The organism is Flavobacterium sp. (genome assembly GCF_035299005.1).
Classification (GTDB): Bacteria; Bacteroidota; Bacteroidia; order Flavobacteriales; family Flavobacteriaceae; genus Flavobacterium.
In genome coordinates this window covers 40,720-64,611 of record NZ_DATGXL010000004.1, presented here as the reverse complement: position 1 = coordinate 64,611, position 23,892 = coordinate 40,720, and the positions used below count along the sequence as shown (strand labels likewise).

Below are 23,892 nucleotides of genomic sequence, written 5' to 3'. Positions count from 1 at the left end.
TGCGGGATTTTTTATATTATTTATTTTAATTATAGTGCAAAACTTAAGTTAAGTATTATATTTCTTCCCATATTATTTATACCATCTGCTTTCAATCTTGATAGATGATTGACATAAGTTTTATTCAACACATTATTAGTATTAACCGACAAATTAACATTTGTTTTTCTCCATACTATCTTTCCACCAACCGCAAAATTAAGTAAGAAATAATCGTTGGTTTTGGTTTCAAACGCCCCAAAATTATTTTGCTTGAATGTGTAATTTAAAAATGCTGAGGCAAATCCTTCTTTGAGCCAATTGGCATATTCAAATTCTGCTTTAATGTTATTTTTCCATTGATTTGCTGGAATTAAAGGTAAATTACTTCCATCTTGTTTGGCTATTACATTTTCAAAGCTACTGGTAAAATGCAACCAATCATAAGGATGTGGGTGAAAATGGATTCCTATTTCGCTACCATACAATTGCGCATTATTTTGTACATAATTGTAAACATTATTCCCATCAATTACAGCTCCAGTTGGGGCGATGTAAATGTAATTATTAATATGATTGTAAAAACCATTAGCAAACCATTCAAAATGTTCACTCTTGTATTCTAAATTCAAATCAAATTGAATATTTTGCTCATTTTTTAAAGTTGCATTACCAATTTCATATCGATTACTTCCTTCGTGAATACCATTTGAAGTTAGTTCAGATAAATTAGGTGCCCTAAATCCAGAAGCAATATTAATTCTTGTTGTAATTGATTCTAATACATTTGTCTTGTATCCCAACGAAGCATTAAAACTAGTAAACTGTTTATTAATTCCTTCAAAATAGCCTTCCTCTCCTACTAATCCATGTGTTGCTGTATTGATATTTCTACTATCAAAACGAAGTCCTGCTTGTAGTACATTTGTTCTCCATGCAAAGTTTGTAGTGGCATAAACACCAAAATCATTTATTTTAGCATTTGGAATTAGCATTTCTTCACCAAAATTGGTATTGGTTTGATGAATCCCTTGTGTGCCGATAATAGCTTCCCATCTGCCAGTTTTAGGCAAATAATATTTTAAATTATAACTTGTTGTTTGCAACTTCATCGATAAGGCGACTTCATTTAAAGCTTCCAATTCTTTTCTATTGTTTAATGAATATCCTAAATCGGCTTCTATTTTTGAATTTTTGAAATACACTTTTTGATTCAAACTCAAGATATGATTATCCACTTCTTGTTTTGGAAATAGTGGATTTCTGAACCCTGAATTATCTATACCCTCTTCGGGTAAACCCAAATTCAAGTTGTTATAATTATATCTAAAATCTGTGGCTAATTTTGAATTAGCGAATCCAATTCCAGCTTTAAAATCTTTTTCAATGAAACGCGTATTTATTATTCTATCATCATTCGGTACTTTATAATCGGCATGCGATGTGTAATTTCCTTTGACTAAAAATTTAAAATTTGAAGGAGAAACTTTGAAACCAAAAGTTGTGGATGTACCTTGTGTATTTGTAAAATATTGCTGTTCTAGCGAGGTTACTTTATCATGTAATGAAGCAAATTTTTCTGGATTAAAATAGATTACACCACCAATAGCATCTGATCCATACAACAATGAAGCTGGTCCTTTGATTACTTCAACACTTTCAATTCCTGAGGCATTTAATCCCAAGCCATGCTCTTCTCCAAACTGCTGATTTTCCATTCTTATCCCTTGAGAATACACCAAAACTCTGTTACCGCTTAAACCTCTAATCACAGGTTTTCCAATGGAATTTCCTGTAGCGATTTGTGCTACTCCTGGTAATGTAGCCAATCCGTCAATTAAAGTAGCAGCTCCTTTTTGTTTGAGTGAATGTACCGAAGCGTGTTCAACTTTCATCACGTTTTGTGATTGTATCTTGTTGTATAATGTAGACACTATAACTTCGTCTAAATGCTGTTCTTTTTCAACCAATTGAACATTTAGAACTTGTGCAATTTTGTCGGTATAAACCAATTCAGACTTGGTTTCAAAACCTATATAATTAAAGATGATTTTATTTTGCCCTTTTGGCAAAGCATTTATTTCATAATATCCAGAATCATCAGTTGTAGTTTCGATATTGTTCTCCTCTACGTGTACTACTACACCTTGCAATTTTTGATTGCTTGCATCGGTAACATAACCACTTATTTTATATTGTGAAAAGCTCGCTATTGAAAACAACAGCATAGCTATATTGAAAAAAGATCTCATAATAGGGTTTTTAATAATTAATATACGACGATAGTACGCCAAATCAATGACGTACCACAAACTTATTTTCTATGTCTTAAGGCATAAAAAACTATTAAATATTAAAAACTGGTGGACCTCTTAAATAGAATAAACTAACCTCTGTGTTTTTTCCATTTTTAGATATAATGTCTAAATATGGAATCGACTCACTAGGTACAAAAAGGGTATATTGAAAACGCTCAGGAGAAAGAAAAGCTTTCCATTTGAAATCACAAATCGGACAGTTTTCTTTCTCGGTGAATGTTTTAAAAGTAGTTGATTTATCTGTTGTAGACTGCTGCTTTGCAATACATTCAACAGTATGATGGTGTTCGTGTGAAAAAGCATGTATTGATTGATAACCAACAGTGAATATCACTGAAAGCATCAATAAAACATTAATATACAATAGCTTTTTCTTCATTCAAAAGGAATAATTAAACTAATTTATTTGCAACTAAATATTCCGCAATTTGAATGGTATTTGTTGCTGCACCTTTTCTCAAATTATCCGATACAATCCACATGTTCAATGTATTCGGTTGGCTTTCGTCTCTACGAATTCTTCCTACAAATACATCATCTTTTCCTTGAGCATAAATTGGCATTGGATAAGTATATGTATCTAAATTATCTTGAACTGTTACACCAGAAGTATTATGTAAAATTTGACGAACTTCATTTACATCAAAATCGTTTTCAAACTGAATATTTACAGCTTCACTGTGGCCACCAACAACTGGTATACGAATGGCTGTAGCTGTAACAGCGATTGTTTTGTCGTTTAATATTTTTTGTGTTTCACGAACCAATTTCATTTCTTCTTTGGTGTAACCATTTTCTTCAAAACTGTCACATTGAGGAATTGCATTACGGTGAATTGGGTATTTATAAGCCATGTCGCCTTGAATACCTGCATATTCATTTTCTAATTGTTGTACTGCTTTTACACCAGTTCCAGTGATGGATTGGTAAGTAGAAACTACTATACGTTTGATATCATATTTAGTATGTAAAGGCGCTAAAGCCATTACCATTTGAATCGTAGAACAGTTTGGATTCGCAATAATTTTATCTTCCTTAGTTAAGATAGAAGCGTTGATTTCTGGAACGACTAATTTTTTAGTAGCGTCCATTCGCCAAGCTGAAGAATTGTCGATTACTGTTGTTCCTACTTCGGCAAACTTTGGTGCCCATAGAAGAGAAGTTTCACCTCCTGCAGAGAATAATGCAATTTCAGGTTTCATGTCTACAGCGGTTTGTAAACCAACCACTTTATAGGTGTTACCTTTCCATTCGATTTCTTTTCCTACTGATTTTTCTGAAGCAACAGGAATTAACTCCGTTACTGGAAAATTACGTTCTGCTAATACTTGAAGCATTATTTCGCCTACCATTCCGGTAGCGCCTACAACGGCTACTTTCATATGTTTTAATTTTATTTTATAACTGCAACATCTAAAACCGCTTTTTTATTTATTATGTTTGCTGACACAAACGAGTATTAATAGCGATTTCATTTTGATATTTGTTTAGTTCTGCAAAAATATAGAATAATCAAATTACTTTTCAAATAGAATCCTATTTTTCACAAAAGTTTAATTATTCTGAGGGATAGTATTCAAAAATAAATTATTTGTGTTTTTATTAAAATACCTCAACAATACTTTTGGCATACTTCATCCATACCTTTGGCATACATTATCCATACACTATCCATACACTATCTATACACTATCTATACACTATCCATACACTATCTATACACTATCTACCTAGTATCTTTTTTCAAAATTATTTTGTAGAATTGCTTTTAACTGGCTCTTTTTTGTCATTTTTACACTTACTGACAAAAAAATACCACGCCAAAGGCGTGGTTTAATTAAGAATATATAGTGTAGCGTTTAGTGACTATTTTTTTAATAAATCTCTAATTTCAGCAAGTAATTGTTCTTGAGTTGGTCCTGCTGGTGCTGCTGGAGCTTCTTCTTGCTTTTTCTTTGCTTTTTCAGCTGCTCTCAATACAACAAAAATGAAGAAAGAAATAATTACGAAATTAATGATTGCTTGTACTAAATTTCCATAAGTAATAACTGCTGCACCAGCTGCTTTTGCTGCCTCTAGATTTGCATAACTTTCTCCATTTAATGCAATAAATTTTTGTGTAAAATCAATTCCACCTGTTAATAGTCCTACGATTGGCATGATTACATCATCCACCGCCGAACCTACAATTTTACCAAATGCACCACCAATTACAACGGCAGTTGCTAAACTTAATACATCTCCTTTTAATAAAGAAGCTTTAAAATCAGAAAAGAATCCCATAGTTTTGAATTTTTTAGAGTTTGTTTAATTTTTTTAACAAACGAAAATACAAAAATTTTAACACAATGTTAATTTTTGTAAAAAATTCTTTTCACGCGTTGAGAGACACTGGTTAGTATTTCATAGGGTATCGTTCCTACAATTGCTGCCATATCAGTTACTTTAGGATTGGTTCCAAAAACGATTACCTCGTCCCCTTCTTTGCAGGAAATATTGGTAACATCTACCATCATCATATCCATACAAATCGATCCTAAAATCGTAGCTTTTTGATTGTTGATGGTTACAAAACCTTTTTCATTACCCCAAGCTCTACGAATACCGTCAGCATAACCTATAGGTATGGTTGCAACTTTCATTTTTTGAGTTACTCGAAATCTTCGGCTGTAACCAATGCTTTCTTCAGGTAATACTTCTCTAATTTGGGAAATTATCGTTTTTAAAGTGCTCACATTTTCTAACACTTTTAATTCTTGTTCTGAATTTCCAATGCCATACAAACCAATACCTAAACGCACCATTTCCATTTGCTTTTCAGCGTAATTGAAAATTCCAGAAGTATTCAAAATATGGCGAATTGGTTTTGAAGGTAAAACTTTTTCTAATTCTGAATACATTCCATCAAAACGTTGAAATTGCAATTGAGTAAAATCATCTAAAGTACTATCATCGCTTGCTGCTAAATGTGAAAACACACTTTTTACTTTAATGAAATTATTATTTTTTAGTAACAGACACAATTCATTCATCAAATGTGGTTCAAAACCTAAGCGATGCATTCCTGTATCTAACTTGATATGAATTGGATAATCCGAAATATTTTGGTGTTGCGCGATTTTTAAAAAAGCTTGTAAACCTGTGATTGAATAAATTTCGGGTTCTAAATTATAAGCAATCATGGCTCTAAAACTGCTGTTTTCTGGATTTAAAACCATAATTGGTGTAGTAATTCCTGTTTTTCGCAATTCGATGCCTTCATCGGCAAATGCTACGCCTAAATAATCTACTTTATGATGTTCGAGCAATTTTGCAATTTCATAACCGCCATTTCCGTATCCAAATGCTTTCACCATTACCATAATTTTAGTTTCTGGTTTTAGTTTGGATTTGTAGAAATTTAAGTTGTGACTGATTGCATCGAGATTAATTTCTAAAATGGTTTCGTGATTTTTCTCTTCCAATACAACTACAATTTCATGAAAGTTAAATCCGCGAGCACCTTTTACTAAAATGGTCTCGTTTTGAAACGATTGTGTGTTGAATTGCTGTAAAAATTCTTGCGTGGTAGCAAACGAAATCACATTTGGTAAGTCGTTCAATTGTTTTCCGATTGTTTCGCCAATGGTAATAATACGCTCGATTTTATTTTTCGAAAGCAATAATTTCACTTGATTGTATAACGTTTCAACAGGAATTCCACTCGTAAAAATGTCAGATAAAATAATTGTTTTCTTATCGTGCAATTTTTGTTGCTCTAAGAAATCTAACGCAATTTTTAACGATTGATAATCCACAGAATAACTGTCATCAATTACCAAACAATTATTAATCCCTTTTTTAGACTGAAGTCTTAATTCTACAGGATATAATTCAGCAACTCGATTTTGTATAAACGCAATTTTTTCACCTAAAAACAGCATAAAATTTACACAAGTAATAGCGTTTTCAATTGCATTTTCATCAACAAACGGAATGCTTACACTAAAAGTATTGTCTTTGTTTTTGAACGTTAATTCGGTCTTACCATTGGTAATTTTCTTTGAAACAAAAAGGTTTGCGTTTTCATCGGTAAAACTCCAAGTATGCTTTTGACTGTTCTTTGGAAGTATAATTTCAATATCGTTGTTCTTTTCCAAGAAAATATCCGAACAATTTTCAAAAAGCTTAATTTTCTCTTTGATTTTAAGTTCACGATTTGAAAAACCTTCATCATGAACTGAACCAATATTCGTAAGAATTCCATATTTCGGTTGAATGATGTGTTCTAAATTTGACATTTCATTGGGTAACGAAATTCCGGCTTCAAAAATTCCGAAATCGTAATTACCTTCAATCGCTAAAATCGATAAAGGAACTCCGACTTGCGAATTATAACTTTTTGGATTCCGAACAATCAAATGATTTGGACTTAACAAGAAATTCAGCCATTCCTTTACGATAGTTTTTCCATTGCTTCCCGTGATTCCCACAAACGGAAAATCAAATTGTTCTCGGTAACCAATTGCAGTTTGCTGTAAGGCATTTAACGAATTTTCAACGATAATATAATTTACTTTATCAGACAAATGTTGAGGAATATATTCGACCACAAAATAGCGAACACCCTTTGTAATTAGTTCCTCTAAATACAAATGTGCATCATGATTTTGACCTTTGATTGCAAAAAATAAAGTGTTATTCCCATTTTGTAGCGAACGGCTATCTATTGAAACATGAGTTGCCGTAAACTCGGTTGAATTTCCTTTAAAAACACCTTTGCAAAGCGAAATAATATGGTTTATTGTTAGTTTCAAATTATTCTTTTTCTTCTTTATGTTCCCGTATAGCATTATAATATGCGGCACGACTCAATGGTTCATATTCTTCTGTTTCGCCCAACATTACTAATTTTTCATCGCTAGATTTTCTAAAACTATAATGCGCTAAATTCCCTGTGCGAGTACAAACGGCGTGGACTTTTGTAACATACTCAGCGGTAGCCATTAAAGCGGGCATTGGTCCAAAAGGGTTTCCTTTAAAATCCATATCTAATCCTGCAACTATAACACGAATTCCTGAATTAGCTAAATCGTTACAAACGGCAACAATTTCTTCATCAAAAAATTGTGCTTCGTCAATACCAACCACATCACAACCTTGTGCTAAGATTCGAATATTTTCGGCAACAGGAACAGGAGTAGAACGAATTTCATTGCGGTTGTGCGACACCACCATTTCGTCGTCATATCTTGTATCGACGGCAGGTTTAAAGATTTCCACTTTTTGTTTGGCAAATTGAGCGCGCTTTAATCTACGAATTAACTCTTCGGTTTTACCCGAAAACATAGAGCCACAGATTACTTCTATCCAGCCAAATTGTTCTTGTTGATTTACGGTATTTTCGAGAAACATTTTTGTATCTTTCGTACGTTAAAAAATTATTTTCTGCTACATTTGTAAGCAAAACAAAAATATTAAAAAAGTATCGATATATTCAATTCCATCTAATAAAGTTATGAAGAAAAGAGTTACTGCTGAATTAATCAGTATTGCCCACCGCATTTTGAAATTAAAAAACCATTCTGAAACACTTCAACTGCAGCAAGAAGCTAAAAATTTGTATGATCAATTGACGATTTTACGTTTTTATGAAGAAAACTTTGAAATGGTTAAAAACGAAATTTCAGAAGAAGTTTTAGAAGCTAAATTAGAAGGAAAACAAACCGATGTTTTTGAACAACCAATTGCGGTTGTGGAAGAAGTTGCGTCTACAAAAGAAGAAACAGTGGTTGATTCTGAAGCTTCGGAACCAATTGTAGAAGAAAAAGCAGAAGAAACTCCAATTTTAGAAAAAATTGTAGTTGCCGAATTAATCGTTGAAGAAGACGAGGAAGAGGAAGAAATATTAATGACACCTGTAGAAGAAGTAGCTGCTAAGGAAGAAATTATCAAAGAACTACCTGTTGCTACGCCAAAAACAGAAGAATCTGCAAAACAAATTTCATTTGAAGATATGTTGGTGCACGACTATAAAGAATTGGATTTTGTAAAAGTAGAAGATGTTCCTGTTGCTGTAGAACAAGCAAATGCAACTATTTTTGAAACCCCAACAGCCGAAGAAATTACTATAGAAGAACCCGTAACAGCACCAGTGGTTATTGAAGAGGAAGTTAAAAAAACAGTTGAAAAAGTTCAGAAAGAAGACAAACCAATGTCTTTAAACGATAAATTAAACAAAGGCATTAACATTGGATTAAACGATCGTATTGCGTTTGAGAAAAAACTATTTGGTGGAAATGCTGAGGATTTTAATCGCGTACTTTCTCAATTGAATACATTTGATAGTTTTGAGGAAGCTAAAAGTTTTATCATTGATTTTGTAAAACCAGATTATAACAATTGGGTTGGAAACGAAGAATATGAAACACGCTTCTTAGAAATTGTAGAGAAAAAGTTTATTTAATCTGATGAGTAAATTATACATTGTTCCTACGCCCATTGGCAATTTAGAAGACATGACTTTTCGTGCTATTAAAGTACTAAAAGAAGTCGATTTAATTTTAGCAGAAGACACGCGTACTAGCGGAAAATTGCTAAAACACTTCGAAATTGCAACACACATGCATAGTCACCACATGCACAACGAACACAAAACCGTTGAAAATTTGGTAAAGCGATTACAAGCAGGCGAAACCATTGCACTAATCAGTGATGCGGGAACTCCAGCGATTTCTGACCCTGGATTTTTACTTACGCGTGCTTGTGTGGAAAACGGAATTGCCGTGGAATGTTTGCCTGGAGCAACCGCTTTTGTACCTGCTTTGGTGAATAGCGGTTTACCCAATGATAAATTCGTATTCGAAGGATTTTTACCCGATAAAAAAGGAAGACAAACCCGATTTTTAGCCTTACAAGAAGAATATCGTACGATGATTTTCTACGTTTCACCGCACAAATTAAACAAAACCTTAGCCGAGTTTGCACAATATTTTGGAGCCGACAGACCTGTTTCTGTTTCTCGAGAATTATCCAAATTACACGAAGAAACCGTAAGAGGAACTGCCGAAGAAGTACTAAAACATTTTGAAGCGAAACCGGCCAAAGGAGAAATTGTTGTGGTTGTGGGTGGGAAGAGTTTGAAGTAAAACTTAAAATGATTATATATGGAGTTTCAGTTAGGTAGTTTTTCATTTGGATTAATGATTTGGCAAATTATTTTATTTGTTTCATTGTTTTTTTGGTTGTTTTGTGTAATTGATGTTTTAAGAAATTCATTTAATAGTAACGACAAGCTAGTTTGGATTTTAGTCTTGCTGTTTGTTCCAATATTGGGACCTTTTTTGTATTTCTTTATTGGAAGAAAAAAAAGAATAATTAATAATTAACTATGGAAACACACAATATAACTACCACCTGGAAAGGTAACATGCAATTTGAGTCCACTAATCCAAGTGGTGATGTCATTTCAATTGACGCTGGTCCTGAAAACGGAGGAGAAGGAAAAGGCTTACGTCCTAAAGCGTTGATGTTATCAGCTTTAGCAGGTTGCACCGGTTTAGACGTTGCTTCTTTAATGGAGAAAATGAAATTAGAAGTAGCCGATTTCAAAATTGAAACTTCAGGCGAATTAACAGAAGAACATCCAAAAACGTATCATAAAGTAAAAGTTGATTATCATTTTTACGGCAATAATTTAGACGAGAAAAAGCTAGAAAAAGCCGTGAATTTATCCGTAGAAAAATATTGCGGTGTGATGGAAATGTTTCGTCAATTTGCAAAAGTTGAGGTGGCGATTTTTTATCACAAACAATAAATTTTTGACACGGATTATAGGATTACCAAGGATTTAATCCTTAATGATCAGTGTAATCTGTGGCCGAAATAAAAAATATTTATACCTTTGTCATTCAATTATATAAGCCAAAATAACAGAGTTCAAACTAACATTCTGAATTCTAATTTCTAAATTCTAATTTTAAAAACTATGCGTTGGAATCCAAAATCTAAGCCAAATCCAGAAAAAGTACAAGCCATTCAGAGCGCCCTTCAAGTCGATGAAATCATCGCAAAATTATTAGTTCAGCGAGGAATCGAAACCTTCGAACAAGCCAAGACATTTTTCCGTCCCACTTTAACCGATTTGCACAATCCGTATCTGATGAAAGATATGGACAAAGCTGTGGCGCGAATTGAGAAAGCTATTGGTAACAACGAAAATATTTTAGTTTTCGGAGATTACGATGTTGATGGAACAACCGCTGTTTCTTTAGTTTCAAGTTATTTACGTAGTTTTTATCCCAATGTTGCGACGTATATTCCCGATAGATATACAGAAGGTTACGGCATTTCTTACATGGGAATTGATTATGCTGAAGACAACGATATTTCCTTAATTATTGCATTGGATTGTGGCATCAAATCGATTGATCATGTGAATTATGCCAAAGCCAAAAACATTGATTTTATTATTTGCGACCATCACCGACCAGGCGATATTTTGCCCGATGCAGTTGCGGTTTTAGATCCAAAACGCGAAGATTGTTCGTATCCGTATGATGAATTATGTGGTTGTGGTGTTGGATTTAAATTGATTCAGGCTTTAGCCGAAAATAGAAACCAAACCATTGATGATTTAGTATTATATTTAGATTTAGTAGCAACAGCAATTGCTGCAGATATTGTTCCGATTACGGGTGAAAATAGAGTATTGGCAAAATTTGGATTGGAAGTGATTAATTCGAATCCGCGACCAGGAATTAAGGCTTTGATTCAAAATGTAAAGAAGAAAGTCTTGACAATTACTGATGTTGTTTTTATCGTAGCACCAAGAATTAATGCAGCTGGAAGAATCAAACACGGAAACGAAGCTGTTGCTTTATTAACCGAATATGATTTGGAACAAGCGGAGCAATTTGCATCCGAAATCGAGCAACATAATTCCGACAGAAAAGAATTAGACAAACAAATTACCAAAGAAGCCTTACTTCAAATTGAAGAAAATAACGAGCAAAAACGATTTTCAACGGTTGTATATCAAGAAAATTGGCACAAAGGCGTTATCGGAATTGTGGCTTCTCGATTGGTTGAAAATTATTATCGTCCAACCATTGTTTTTACAAAAAGTGGTGAAAAATTAGCCGCTTCAGCCCGATCTGTGAAAGATTTTGATGTGTATAATGCGTTGGAAGCATGTGCGGAACATTTGGAACAATTCGGTGGTCACATGTATGCCGCTGGAATGACGCTTTTAGAAGAAAATTATGAAAATTTCAAAAATGCCTTCGAAAAAGTAGTCCAAGAAACCATTCATCCCGACTTATTAACTCCAGAGATTTCTTATGATGCCGAAATCGAATTATCTGAAATTAATGCGAAATTAATGCGATTATTAAAACAATTCGAACCTTTTGGACCTGAAAATATGACACCGCTATTTCTTGCAAAAGGACTTACGGATTCCGGTTATGCTAAAACGTTAGGTACAGATAACGAACATTTGAAAGCATTCGTAAAACAAGGGAATTCGGAAAGTTTTGGTGCCATTGGTTTTGGATTGGGCAACAAATTGGGCTTAATAAGCGACAAAAAGAAATTTGATGCTATTTTTTCATTGGAAGAAAATGAATGGAAAGATACTGTAACTTTGCAACTACAATTACGCGATATCAATACTTCAAATGGCTAAAAAAGACCCTTTTTCATCTTTACGTATACCCGAATTTCGCTGGTTTTTAGCCATGCGATTATTTATTGTCTTAGCTTGGTCGATGCAATTTGTACTGATTGAATGGGAAGTGTATCGTATGACAAAAGACCCATTATCATTGGGATTAATTGGGTTAATGGAAATTATTCCTGCGATTAGTATGGCTTTATTTGCAGGACATATAGTGGATCAAAATGAAAAAAAAGGACTGTTAATCAAATGTTTTTCTGGATTGGCAATTATTAGTGCTTTATTTTGTTTATTGGTACATCCTAATTTTATCAATTCTTTTTCAAAAAATACCATTTTGTACGGAATTTACGCTCTAGTTTTTGTAGGCGGAATCATTCGTGCGTTTTTAATTCCATCCGTTTTTAGTTTATTAGGATTGATTATTCCGAAAAAAGAGCAACCCAATGCTGCCACTTGGAGTAGTTCTACATGGCAAGTAGCTGCAGTAATTGGACCTGCTTTGGCGGGGTTTGCAATTGGTTGGGTTGGCGTTTTTTGGTCATTGGTTTTTGTTGTTTTTTGTGTGATAATGGCTTTAATCGTATTGACACAAATTGAAAGAAAACCAATTTTGAATCCAAAATTAGGCGAACCAATTTTTAAAAGTTTGAAAGAAGGATTGTCTTTTGTATTTAGTTCAAAACCTATTTTAAATGCCATTTCTTTAGATATGTTTGCGGTTTTATTTGGAGGAGCCGTTGCTTTATTACCCATTTTTGCACAAGATATTTTAAAAGTAGGCTCGGAAGGTTTTGGAATTTTAAGAGCGGCTCCGGCTATTGGTGGCTTAATTACTATGTTGATTTCGACTTCAATTCCATTGCATCAAAAAGCAGGTAAAAAGTTATTGTTAGCTGTTTTTGGATTTGGAATTTGTATTATTGTTTTCGGATTATCAACCAACTTTTGGTTATCTGTTGTAGCTTTGTTTCTAAGTGGTGTTACCGATGGTATTTCGGTAGTGATTCGACAAACTATTTTACAAATTTACACCCCTGATTCTATGCGCGGACGAGTGTCTTCTGTTAATTCGATATTCGTAGGTTCATCAAATGAACTAGGGGCTTTTGAAAGCGGCTTGGCATCTAAATTAATGGGAGTTGTAAATGCTGTAGTTTTTGGTGGTATCATGACTTTAGGCATTGTAGGTGTTACTGCGGTTGCCTCACCAAAATTTAGGGAATTGGATATTGAAAAAGATTTGGAAACGATTTAGTTTTTGAATTCTTTCAATTCTATTTTTTCGCCATCAAAAACGCCATAGGTGAAATAACCAATCCAATCGCCTAAATTCACATATTTAGAATTTTCGGTTAATTCAATTTCTAAAGGTAAATGACGGTGACCAAACACGAAGTAATTGTATTCTTTAGTTTCTAACTTTCGCTTGCAATATTGCACCAACCATTCGTTGTCTTCACCTAAGTATTTCACGTCTTCTGCGCCTGAAATCAATTTGTTTTTTACGGATAAGTATTGGGCTAATTTTACACCAATATCAGGATGTAACCAACGAAACAACCATTTTGAAAACGGATTGGTAAAGACTTTTTTCATTCGTTTGTAACCCATGTCACCTGGTCCTTTTCCGTCACCGTGACCTATCAAAAAGGTTTTATTGTTAAAAGTAAATTCTTGATTATCGTGATAAACAGGGATATTCAATTCTTTTTGAAAATAATCGCCCATCCATAAATCATGATTGCCTACAAAGAAGTAAATTGGAATTCCAGCATCTTTTAATTCGGCTAATTTTCCTAAAACTCTAACAAATCCTTTTGGAACAACGGTTTTGTATTCGAACCAAAAATCGAATAAATCGCCTAACAAGAAAATTGCTGCTGCGTCATGTTTCACCTCATCTAACCATGCTACAAATTTTTGTTCTCTAGGAAAACTTAATTCGGGCGTTGGTGCTCCAAAATGTTGGTCTGATGCGAAATAGATTTTTGAATTTGGTTTCAAAGGAATGGTATTAATTAGATAGCAAAAATATGAAAATTTGCGTTAAAACAATTGGTGTTTAGCCCTTAATTGTGTTGTTCACTAAAGACAGAAAGTAGTATTTCTCCAGAAACCATTCTATCTGGTGCTGTTTTCATTAGATGCAAAACTCGCTTCATGGCATAAGGGTTTAGCCCCATATTGATGCCTATTTCGTTAATTTTGATTTGCTCTCTTTCATGCAGTACTCCATCACAATGCATTAATAATGCCAAGCGATAGAATTGACAAATTCTATTAAACTCGTCTTTGATTACTTTAATTTCACCTCTATTTTTAAATAATTCTAAAAAAGTAGTTTTATCAATTTCTAATTCTTGTGCAACAATTTCTAAAAAATCGTATTCTCTATCGTGTAATTCTCCATCGATAAGGGCAAATGCAATCATTTCTTGTAACAAACTGATTTTTTCTTGGTAAGTCTCCATCAAAATACTAATTTTATAACTTGTTGATTTATCAAATATAAAAATGAAAAAGCATTTATTCCTATATCCGTTCTTTTTTTTATTAACATTTCCATTTTGTAATGCTCAAAAAAACGTTTCAACTTTTGTGATTGAGGCGCCACAATTGCAGACTACAAAAAAAATATGGTTGTATTTGCCAGAGAATTATAATGCTACCACCAAAAAATATCCTGTACTCTATTTGCATGATGCACAAAACTTATTTGATGCAAGTACATCATATGCTGGTGAATGGCGTATTGATGAAACTTTAGATAGTTTAAAAGCTGATATAATTGTGGTTGGAATTGCACATGGGAATGAAAAACGAATTGATGAATTGACTCCTTTTAAACATGAAGAATATGGTGGTGGCGGTGCTGCAGCCTATTTGGATTTTATTGTGACCACATTAAAACCACACGTTGACAGCACCTATAGAACTAAAACTGGGAAATACAATACGGCAATTGGAGGTAGCTCATTAGGCGGATTGGTTTCGTATTATGCTGCTTTGCAATATCCAAAAATATTTGGAAAAGCAATGGTATTCTCTCCTTCCTTTTGGTTTAGCCCAGCATTGTATGTTCAAACCGAACAATTAAAAACATTAAAAACCAAATTATATTTTATGTGTGGAGATGCCGAAAGCGAAACTATGGTTGGTGATATGGATAAAATGGTGGATTTAGTAAACGACAAACGTTGCTCTTGTGAACATCTAACAAAAAAAATAGTTGTAACTGGCGGAAAACATAACGAAAAATTATGGGCAAGAGAATTTGCAAAAGCGTATCTTTGGCTTTTTTGAGTGAGGAGCAAGATGTGGAGCGTGTTTTTGAATTATTAAAAAAGATATTTAGATGAATAATAATGATGTTTTTAAAAAGTTGCGTGTGGCATTGCAATTGCGTGATGACCAAATTATTGAGATATTAAATTTGGTAAACTTTAGGGTTTCCAAAGGTGAATTAGGCAATGTTTTTCGTAGTGAAGACCATCCTAATTTTATGGAATGTGGCGATCAGTTGTTGCGCAATTTTTTAAATGGTTTGGTAATTTATTTACGTGGTACGAAAGAAGACCCAAAACAACCCATGGAAGTTTTAAACGCAGTAAAAGCTACTAAAGTGCCTTTGAAAGAAGTTTACAAGAAAGATGCCTCTCCTAAAAACACTAACACAAAAGAGGGAAATAAAAAACCTTTTAAAGCTAAAACTACCGAAGCTAAAAAACCTTTTGGCAAAGGAAAACCAACAGATAAAAAAATAAAACCCGAAAATCCGGTGGAACGTTTCAAATTCAACTCTGGTAAAAATAAAAAGTAATTAGCATTTTTTATAACTATTGTGAAATCTCAACACGTAATTTATTTTAGATTTTAATACATCATAAAGGCTCAATATTACATGGACATTCAAAGTCAAATTCAAGAATACATTACTAATCAATCCGAGCCAAAAAGGACTGAGATGCAAACCTTGCACAAACGTATTCTTGAAATATTTCCTACATGCAGGTTGTGGTTTTTAGATGGCAAAAACAATGAAAATAAAATTGTTTCCAACCCCAATATAGGTTATGGGCTTCACTTATTGAAATATTCCAATGGTACAACTAAAGAGTTCTATAAAATTGGATTAAGTGCAAACACAACTGGAATTTCTGTTTATATCATGGGAATTGAAGACAAAAAGTATTTACTCGAAACTTACGGAAAAACAATTGGTAAAGCTAGTATATCAGGCTATTGTATCAAATTTAAAACATTAAAAGATATAAATATTGATGTACTTGAAACTGCAATTGTACAAGAAATGAAAAGCTAATAAAAAACAAAATAATTCTACAAATGAAATCAATATATCTTTTATTTTCTCTACTTACAATTACAATATCTTTTGCCCAAAAAAAGGAAACTATAACAATTCCAAAAGGAATTGTATATAATTATTGTGACAGTAAAATAGTTGAAAAAGCAAAGAAATTAATAGCTGACAATTTGAATAATTCTGGTAATTATGACATATTGCAAGACAACCTTATTATTGGACCTGAGTTATGGAAAAGGTTTAAAAATTATGAAAATGTTCAAAAAATAGAGAAAGGAAGAGTTGAATTTCACGTTGATGATTTGATTTTGGAAGGGAAAATGTGTCAAGATGTGAATGATACTAAATTAATTTGGAATGAACTTAAAAAAGAAGTTACTGAGGAGTACAAAATAAGAAAGGCAACCGAAGATGAGTTAAAATACTACTGGTCTGTAATTTCATTTGATATTGATGAACCTTTACTAATTATAGAAACCAAAGAGCACAATTATATTCTAAATTTATTGAAGAAAGATTTGAAATTGATGTGGTTAGATGAAGCTCCTAAACCGAATAAAAAGTCAAGTAATGGCACAAAAAAATATCAAGATGGAAAAGAAATAGATTCTATTTCTAAAGGTATTAAAGAAACTAGACTAGAAAAAGTAGTGCTTCTAAATGCTGAAGAAGATTTTGAAAAAAACAGCTCTATTGAAGACATAAAAACGATCATTGACAAAACAAGTAAAATATTTGAAGATCTTTTTAAAAATTCTGATAAATCAGGAAAAATTATGGTTCAATTTGAGTTGAAAAAGAAAAATAATGAAATACAATTTGCCGTTAGAGATGATTTAGATTTAGAAATTATGAAAGAGTTTGAAAAAAGAGTCAATGACGAAAAATATCCGAATTCGAAAAAAGACCCTGTTAAACTTCAATTGATTTTTAAAGTAAACTCATATAATGATGCTGAATAAAAATAAAAATCCTGAATGAAAATTCAGGATTTTTTATTATCTACTATTTGTAAACTGATTCTTTTTTGAAGTGTTTTGCTAATAAATAATATACTACTGCGCGGTATTTATTTTTATTAGATTTTCCATATTGTTCAATTACTGTTGCAATTCCTTTATCTAAATCTGCACTATCTTTTAAGCCTAATTTTTTAATTAAAAAATTATTCTTCACCGTTGCTAATTCTTTTTCGTCTGAACCAGAAACTGTTGAAGCATCTGCATTATAAATTGATGGACCACAACCAATAACTACTTTAGTCAATAAATCCATATCAGCTGTTACACCACACTTCTCTTTTAAATCAGTTGCATATTTTGCAATTAATTCATCTCTTTTACTCATAATATTGTTCTTTTAAGGGATTAATCAACTCAAATTTACACAAATAATTTAACATTTGTTTTAAATTATCATTATTTTTTTAACGCTTTAAAGAAATCTAATAAAACAGTATCGTTGTACTTTTCAGGCGTAAAAATTTCTAAAATACTTGGAGCATTATTTTGATGTAAAAAAGATGAAAACTCAGTTTCTAAGGTTATCTCATCTGTTGCGCTAAAATAAGTTAAACCATACATTTTCGCTAAGTGAGACACACTCAATTGGTGCGATGTTTCAAAAAATGTATTGAAGGTTTCGGTTTCTTGATGCCCAGGCAAAATTCTAAATATACCTCCTCCTCCATTGTTTAAAACTATAATTTTAAAACTCTTTGGAATATAATTGTTCCATAAAGCATTACTGTCATATAAAAAACTAATGTCTCCTGTAACCAAAACTGTAGGCATTGCATTTATTACTGAGGCTCCAATAGCAGTTGATGTACTGCCGTCTATACCACTGGTTCCACGATTGCAAAATACTTGAATTGTTTTGTCTATATCAAAAAGTTGTATGTATCGAATAGCCGAACTATTACTTACTTGTAACTGAATGTTTTTAGGTAAATTTTGACTTAAAAAATCAAAAACTTTAAAATCAGAAAAAGGTGCTTTTTGTGTGTATAATTTATGATTAGCTTGGCGGTTTTTCCAAATATTTGCAATAAATGATTTATAGTTACTTTCTATCGTATTCTCACCTACTAAGTAACTAAAAAAAGCATTTGGAGTAGTTTCAAAATGTTGCGATAAAGCGCCATACGTATCATATGCTCTTATCTCGTCCACATGCCAATGTTGTTTAGGTGTAAATTTTCGTAAAAAAGACTTTATGCGTTTTGAAACTACCATTCCACCGAAGGTTAGCAAAATTTCAGGTTGAAAATTTTCAAAATCTTCTTCAGCAAAAGGCGTAATTAGCGTATCAATTTGATCTATAAACGATTCATGATGTAAATTAGATGTTTTTTCGGTTAAAACCACTACACTAGAATCATTACCTAAATAATCTAAAAAACGCTGTTCTATAGCATTAGGAAGCAACTCTCCAACTAACACTAGCTTCTTTTTTGAATTATCCCATTGTTTTTTATATTCCGAAACTAAAACAAAATTTGCAACAGTTCTTTCATTTGAATGCACAGTTGGGAAATAAGTTGGTTCTAAAATAGTTTCATACAAAGGTTCTTCAAAAGGTGCATTAATATGAACAGGTCCTTTTTTTGCAACCGAAATTGCTATAGCTTCTTGAATCAATTGATCATTAATTACTGATGCTTCTTCACTTAAATTAGCATTAAATAGGCTATGATTGGCATATACATTTTCTTGACGAATAGTTTGTCCATCACCTATATCTATCTTGCTTTGTGGTCTATCTGCAGAAATTACAATAAGAGGTGTTTGGCTATAAAATGCTTCCGCAAAAGCTGGATAATAATTCAATAATGCCGAACCTGAAGTACAAACTACAGCTACAGGCTTTTGAATTTGTTGAGCAATTCCTAAAGCAAAAAAAGCAGCACAACGCTCGTCTGCAACACTATAACATTTAAAATAAGAATTATTGGTAAAGCCAATTGTTAGTGGCGCATTTCTAGAGCCTGGCGAAATTACGATATGTTGGACTCCTTTTTGTTGGCAAATTTCAAGTATACTCTGCGCTAAAGGAATTTTAGGATACATCATTTTAGATTGGTTGTAAGTTACAAAGTTACAAAGTTGGTCAGTATAATTATAGCGTTTAAATCAAAAAATACTACTTTTGAACTATGGAAATAAAAATTAGACCATATCAAGTTGAAGATACTGCTGCTATTTTAGAAATTATTAATTATAATATTCTAAACTCTACCGCTTTATATGATTATGAGCCTAGAAATTTAGCACAACAAATAGCTGTTTTTGAAGATAAAATTTCTAAAGGTTTCCCTATTATCATAGCCGAAGTTGAAGGAACTATTGCCGGTTTTGGTTATTATAGTGAATTTCGTTATAGAGCAGCTTATCAATTCACTGTTGAGCATTCCGTTTATGCAGACAATCGTTATATTGGAAAAGGTGTTGGAAAATTATTATTAACTGAATTAATTAGGTTAGCCCAAGCTCAAAAACTCCACACAATGATTGGAGTAATTGATTCAGAAAACTCAACAAGTATTGCCTTTCACAAGAAATTTGGTTTTGAAGAAGCTGGTTTTATTAAAGAATCTGGCTATAAATTTGACCGCTGGTTGCATTCCGTTTTCATGCAGAAAATGCTATAATATTAGTCGCAATTCTCAGTGTCAGTCAACAAATACTGAACACTGGGACTGAACACTGAATACTAAATTATTTCCCTTCAATCCAATTTAAGATTTCGGTAGCATTTGGAAGTACTCTTGGTGAAATTACTTTCTCTAATTCGCCCTTTTCATTGATTAGATATTTTTGAAAATTCCACTCTACTTCACTGTCTTGCAATCCGTTTTTTGATAGCTGAGTTAAAAATTGGTATACGGGATGCATGTCTCCTCCCTTCACTGAAATCTTGCTCATCATTGGAAACGTTACGCCATAATTTTTTTGACAAAAAGCACCAATTTCTTTGTTAGTTCCTGGCTCCTGTGCACCAAAATTATTAGCAGGAAACCCTACAATTACAAAATTTTGATCTTTATACTTTTCATAAACTGCCTGTAACTGCTCATATTGTGGTGTTAATCCACATTCTGAAGCTGTGTTCACAACCAGAATTTTCTTACCCTTCAAAGCGGCAAAATCAAATTCATTTCCTTCTAAGTCTTGTACTTTGAATTGGTATATGGTTTCTTTGCTCATAACTGAAGATTTAGGTGTTTGTATATTTGGCATTGGAGTATTCTGCGCTTGATTTTGACAACTCCATAAAGAAATTAATGCTGAGAATAATAAAAATGTTTTTTTCATGATGCATATTTTATTCAAATTTAAACTTTTTAAATTGCTTTTTTGCTAAACAATTCATAAAAAAGGCTATCAAAAGATAGCCTTTTTTATATTTAATTTCTATTTTATCTTTTTAAATGCTTTTTATAAGATGGATAAGCAACTGCAGCAATAACTAAAACAATGGCAAGTATTATAAAATAATACGTTACATTTTGCTTTTCTCCCGAAGCATAACTATGTAAACCGCTCAAGTGGAAATTTACTCCAAAATAGGTCATTAAAATTGATGCGAAAGCCAAAACACTCATTACGTTGTATATCCAACGACCACGTAATGCAGGTACAAAACGAGCATGAATTACAAAGGCATATACCATGATACTAATCAAAGCCCATGTTTCTTTTGGATCCCAACCCCAATAACGACCCCAACTTTCGTTTGCCCATTGTCCTCCAAGGAAGTTTCCAATAGTCAACATAACCAAACCTACGGTTAAAGCCATTTCGTTGATATAGGTAATTTCGTCTATACTTAATTTGATTTTTTCTTTGTTATTCGCATTAGTAAAAATCATTAAGAACAAAGCTACTAAACCTAATACCATTGCCAATGTAAAAGGTCCATAACTCGCTACGATAACAGCTACGTGAATCATCAACCAATACGAATTTAAAACAGGTTGCAAGTTTCCGATAGATGGATCCATCCATTGCCAATGCGCCACCATTAAAATAATAGAAACTACAAAAGTAGTTGATGCTACTGTCAATTTGGATTTTCTTCCAAAAGCTAAACCAAAAAACATGGTTGCCCATCCTACATAAATCATACTCTCATAGGCATCGCTCCAAGGTGCATGACCTGAAATATACCAACGTACAGCTAATCCAGCTAAGTGTAAGACAAAAAAGAAACCTATCAACCCATGAAAGATATTGATACTTATTCTAATAAATTTTGTGTCCTTGAAAATTTGTACAATACAAAAAGTCAACATCAGCACACCTGCCAACATGTACAAATAAAACAATCGTTTGAAAATATCATATTTATTATATAGAATTTCAGAATTAATTTTGCTTTCAGAAAGCATAACATCTTTTCCATACTTTTTTTGATAAATGTTTAACCCTTTCAACAAACTATTTGGGAGTTTATAATCACCATTTAAAGTGGCTTTATCAACAGCGTTCAAATAAAACGGCATCACATTTTTTATAGAATCCAATGCAGTTCCTGTAGGCTGATTAATTTCTAAATAAGAGAGCCACTTATTTGATTTATCTCCTGGAACAGGAAAAACTTTCAAAATTTGTCCACTTAAAGCTGAATACAATAAATTCACTTTTTTATCCGCTTCAATAAAATCTTTTTGAAATTGATTTGGAACTGGTTCTTTATATGCAGCATCTAAATAACTTGACAATTTATAGCCTCCTTTTTCATCAAAAAATGATACCAATGGCGCATATTTTGCGTCTTTTTCAACACCAATTATTTTACGGATACTGTCATTACCTCTTTTTAAATAGATGATGGGTAAATTATACCAATATTGTGGAAATTGCGTCATTGATAAAAAAGCTTGATCGGAATTCATTCCTTCATACGTATCACTTTTAGATACTTTTCGAAGTAATTCCGATGAAAACGTATTAATAGGTTTCATGCGACCTGCATCTTGTATGACTAATTTTCCAAATTCGGCTGCATGTTCTTCAGAAACAATATGCTCTTTTAATAATTTAAGAGTTTCCTCTTTACTTGGTTGGTGATTATGTTGTCCAAAAGTAAGCGCTGAAAATAAAAATAATATCAAGCCCAAGAATTGATTTTTCTTTGCTTTTACTTTTTCTAATTTTTCTTTTAAACTAGCGAAACGGGTATTTTTATTGAATAAAATAGCCATCAAGCCTAAATACAATAAAAAATAACCAATATAAGTAATCCAAGTACCCCAAAAATCATGACTTACTGACAATTGTGTTCCTTTCTCATCTGGATCAAAACCTGATTGAAACAATCTAAAACCTCTATAATCCAAAACGTTATTCATAAAAATACTGTCTTTAAACGTTTTCTTTTTTTCAGTATCTATTACTTCAACTTTACTTTTGAAAGCAGAATAACTTTTATCCGTTCCTGGATATTTGTCAGCAATAAAATCGTCTAACTTAATATTAAATGGCGTATTATAAATTTTGCTTCCAAAGAATAACGTAAATTCTAAATCTCCTATTTTTACACTTTGAGGCAAACCTTGTTTTCCTTTTGAACCCACAAGTGTTACTGTTTCTTCTTTTCCTTGACTTTTTACTTTTACAACTAAAGCATCATCACTTTGTTTGTCTTTGAAATCGTTATTGGATTCTAAAACTAACTCACCTTTAATTGCAGGCTCTGGAAATACAAACTGAGCACCTCCCATGTTGTATAACGAGCGTAACATTAAGGTCTGTGGTGCATCTTTTGTCACTTGTCCTTGCAATTTATCAGCCATTCGCATGAAATTTCCATCAAAAGGAGATTGTATGGTGTAAGCTTCTCCTATTTTGGTAATATTGATTGCGCCTTTAGTGAATTTATTGAACGCAAATAAAATGTTGTGCAAATTTTGAACTTCGCCTTCTTTCAAATAATGTTCATGGCGTGTTCCTCCACTCGATTCAACCATTTTTAACATCAGTTGTCCGTTTTCTGATGGAACAACGGTTTCGGTAGCGTTCATAATGAATTCTTGATATTCAACTTCAAATGGAATCCCGCTAAATTCCTCATCAATAGAAAAATGATTATCTACAAAAAGATCTAAAAAAAAGTCATCTTTCTTAATATCAGGAGCCAAATACAATCCTTCTTCAAAAGTTTTACGACGTATTTGACCTTCGTGATTACCATCTACTAAAACCGTTAAATAAGGCTTATCGGAATAAATCACATTAGCTGATTCGCCTTCTCTAATAGGCATCATTCCTTCAAAACTAATGTAACGTGTAACAAAGGCACCAACGATAATTAAGATAAATGAAAGGTGTAATAATAAAGTTGCCCAATTTTCTTTTTTATGCAATTGATATCGTTTGATATTTCCAATAAAGTTGATTACAAAAAACACCATTATGGTTTCAAACCACCAAGTGTTATAAACAGCTAAACGTGCTGTGTCTGTATTATATTCATCTTCAATAAAAGTTCCTCTCGCCATAGCAAATGCAAAAAGAATAAACAAAACCGCCATTAAGCGGGTGGAAGATAACAGGGATATTATTTTTTTCTCCATGAGTTGGGAATATGTTTTTTTTATAAATTGC

The 23,892-nt window shown here is 32.6% G+C and carries 23 protein-coding genes; 11 read left to right on the top strand and 12 right to left on the bottom strand.

Annotation, left to right across the window (positions count from 1 at the left end; all coding sequences use genetic code 11):
- Positions 1-29 precede the first annotated feature (29 nt).
- The 6 genes from VK164_RS01620 to VK164_RS01595 form a co-directional block, all read right to left on the bottom strand.
- Positions 30-2,231, bottom strand: a complete 2,202-nt coding sequence (locus tag VK164_RS01620; protein WP_324207692.1) for a TonB-dependent receptor — start codon at positions 2,229-2,231, stop codon at positions 30-32.
- Positions 2,232-2,325: 94 nt separating this feature from the next.
- On the bottom strand, positions 2,326-2,676 hold the full coding sequence (locus VK164_RS01615) for a hypothetical protein (protein ID WP_324207691.1): 351 nt from the start codon (positions 2,674-2,676) through the stop codon (positions 2,326-2,328).
- A 13-nt stretch (positions 2,677-2,689) separates the two neighbouring features.
- Positions 2,690-3,679, bottom strand: coding sequence for an aspartate-semialdehyde dehydrogenase (locus tag VK164_RS01610; RefSeq protein ID WP_324207690.1), 990 nt, complete (start codon positions 3,677-3,679; stop codon positions 2,690-2,692).
- Positions 3,680-4,163: 484 nt separating this feature from the next.
- Positions 4,164-4,580 carry a large conductance mechanosensitive channel protein MscL gene (mscL, locus tag VK164_RS01605; protein WP_324207689.1) on the bottom strand — a complete coding sequence of 139 codons (417 nt, stop codon included), beginning with the start codon at positions 4,578-4,580 and terminating at the stop codon, positions 4,164-4,166.
- A 68-nt stretch (positions 4,581-4,648) separates the two neighbouring features.
- On the bottom strand, positions 4,649-7,093 hold the full coding sequence (locus VK164_RS01600) for a bifunctional UDP-N-acetylmuramoyl-tripeptide:D-alanyl-D-alanine ligase/alanine racemase (RefSeq protein ID WP_324207688.1): 2,445 nt from the start codon (positions 7,091-7,093) through the stop codon (positions 4,649-4,651).
- Position 7,094: 1 nt separating this feature from the next.
- Positions 7,095-7,691, bottom strand: coding sequence for a thymidine kinase (locus tag VK164_RS01595; RefSeq protein ID WP_166235768.1), 597 nt, complete (start codon positions 7,689-7,691; stop codon positions 7,095-7,097).
- Positions 7,692-7,794: 103 nt separating this feature from the next.
- Between VK164_RS01595 and VK164_RS01590 the strand changes: the two genes are divergently transcribed.
- The 6 genes from VK164_RS01590 to VK164_RS01565 all read left to right on the top strand — a co-directional run bounded on the left by VK164_RS01590 (position 7,795) and on the right by VK164_RS01565 (position 13,213).
- Positions 7,795-8,742, top strand: a complete 948-nt coding sequence (locus VK164_RS01590; RefSeq protein WP_324207687.1) for a hypothetical protein — start codon at positions 7,795-7,797, stop codon at positions 8,740-8,742.
- A 4-nt stretch (positions 8,743-8,746) separates the two neighbouring features.
- Complete coding sequence (gene rsmI, locus VK164_RS01585; protein ID WP_324207686.1) at positions 8,747-9,424, top strand: 16S rRNA (cytidine(1402)-2'-O)-methyltransferase; 678 nt, start codon at positions 8,747-8,749, stop codon at positions 9,422-9,424.
- Positions 9,425-9,442: 18 nt separating this feature from the next.
- Positions 9,443-9,664 carry a PLD nuclease N-terminal domain-containing protein gene (locus tag VK164_RS01580; RefSeq protein WP_324207685.1) on the top strand — a complete coding sequence of 74 codons (222 nt, stop codon included), beginning with the start codon at positions 9,443-9,445 and terminating at the stop codon, positions 9,662-9,664.
- A gap of 2 nt (positions 9,665-9,666) precedes the next feature.
- Complete coding sequence (locus VK164_RS01575; protein ID WP_324207684.1) at positions 9,667-10,092, top strand: OsmC family protein; 426 nt, start codon at positions 9,667-9,669, stop codon at positions 10,090-10,092.
- Between the two features lie 171 nt (positions 10,093-10,263).
- On the top strand, positions 10,264-11,964 hold the full coding sequence (recJ, locus tag VK164_RS01570; RefSeq protein WP_324207683.1) for a single-stranded-DNA-specific exonuclease RecJ: 1,701 nt from the start codon (positions 10,264-10,266) through the stop codon (positions 11,962-11,964).
- Positions 11,957-13,213, top strand: coding sequence for an MFS transporter (locus VK164_RS01565; protein WP_324207682.1), 1,257 nt, complete (start codon positions 11,957-11,959; stop codon positions 13,211-13,213). The genes recJ and VK164_RS01565 overlap by 8 nt, the downstream gene beginning before the upstream one ends.
- On the opposite strand, the gene VK164_RS01560 is transcribed toward VK164_RS01565, so the two are convergent.
- Positions 13,210-13,962 carry a UDP-2,3-diacylglucosamine diphosphatase gene (locus VK164_RS01560; RefSeq protein WP_324207681.1) on the bottom strand — a complete coding sequence of 251 codons (753 nt, stop codon included), beginning with the start codon at positions 13,960-13,962 and terminating at the stop codon, positions 13,210-13,212. The two genes, VK164_RS01565 and VK164_RS01560, sit on opposite strands and share 4 nt — an antisense overlap.
- Before the next feature lie 65 nt (positions 13,963-14,027).
- Positions 14,028-14,429 (bottom strand): excinuclease ABC subunit B, encoded by a 402-nt coding sequence (locus VK164_RS01555; RefSeq protein WP_324207680.1) that lies wholly within the window; start codon positions 14,427-14,429, stop codon positions 14,028-14,030.
- Between the two features lie 43 nt (positions 14,430-14,472).
- Here VK164_RS01555 and VK164_RS01550 point away from each other — a divergent pair, with 43 nt between their 5' ends.
- The 4 genes from VK164_RS01550 to VK164_RS01535 all read left to right on the top strand — a co-directional run bounded on the left by VK164_RS01550 (position 14,473) and on the right by VK164_RS01535 (position 17,244).
- Positions 14,473-15,261, top strand: coding sequence for an alpha/beta hydrolase (locus VK164_RS01550; RefSeq protein ID WP_324207679.1), 789 nt, complete (start codon positions 14,473-14,475; stop codon positions 15,259-15,261).
- Positions 15,262-15,313: 52 nt separating this feature from the next.
- On the top strand, positions 15,314-15,778 hold the full coding sequence (locus VK164_RS01545; RefSeq protein ID WP_324207678.1) for a DUF1456 family protein: 465 nt from the start codon (positions 15,314-15,316) through the stop codon (positions 15,776-15,778).
- Between the two features lie 81 nt (positions 15,779-15,859).
- Entirely contained in the window at positions 15,860-16,279 is a 420-nt protein-coding gene (locus VK164_RS01540) for a DUF1801 domain-containing protein (RefSeq protein WP_324207677.1), read from the top strand.
- 23 nt (positions 16,280-16,302) lie between these two features.
- Positions 16,303-17,244 (top strand): hypothetical protein, encoded by a 942-nt coding sequence (locus VK164_RS01535; protein WP_324207676.1) that lies wholly within the window; start codon positions 16,303-16,305, stop codon positions 17,242-17,244.
- A gap of 43 nt (positions 17,245-17,287) precedes the next feature.
- Here VK164_RS01535 and VK164_RS01530 read toward each other — a convergent pair whose 3' ends face one another.
- Positions 17,288-17,629, bottom strand: a complete 342-nt coding sequence (locus VK164_RS01530) for a DUF2853 family protein (RefSeq protein WP_324207675.1) — start codon at positions 17,627-17,629, stop codon at positions 17,288-17,290.
- Positions 17,630-17,700: 71 nt separating this feature from the next.
- Positions 17,701-19,356, bottom strand: a complete 1,656-nt coding sequence (menD, locus tag VK164_RS01525; RefSeq protein ID WP_324207674.1) for a 2-succinyl-5-enolpyruvyl-6-hydroxy-3-cyclohexene-1-carboxylic-acid synthase — start codon at positions 19,354-19,356, stop codon at positions 17,701-17,703.
- An 83-nt stretch (positions 19,357-19,439) separates the two neighbouring features.
- Between menD and VK164_RS01520 the strand changes: the two genes are divergently transcribed.
- Positions 19,440-19,934 carry a GNAT family N-acetyltransferase gene (locus VK164_RS01520; RefSeq protein ID WP_324207673.1) on the top strand — a complete coding sequence of 165 codons (495 nt, stop codon included), beginning with the start codon at positions 19,440-19,442 and terminating at the stop codon, positions 19,932-19,934.
- Between the two features lie 67 nt (positions 19,935-20,001).
- Here VK164_RS01520 and VK164_RS01515 read toward each other — a convergent pair whose 3' ends face one another.
- Positions 20,002-20,598, bottom strand: a complete 597-nt coding sequence (locus tag VK164_RS01515; protein ID WP_324207672.1) for a glutathione peroxidase — start codon at positions 20,596-20,598, stop codon at positions 20,002-20,004.
- Between the two features lie 104 nt (positions 20,599-20,702).
- Entirely contained in the window at positions 20,703-23,861 is a 3,159-nt protein-coding gene (gene ccsA, locus VK164_RS01510; RefSeq protein ID WP_324207671.1) for a cytochrome c biogenesis protein CcsA, read from the bottom strand.
- Between the last annotated feature and the right edge of the window lie 31 nt (positions 23,862-23,892).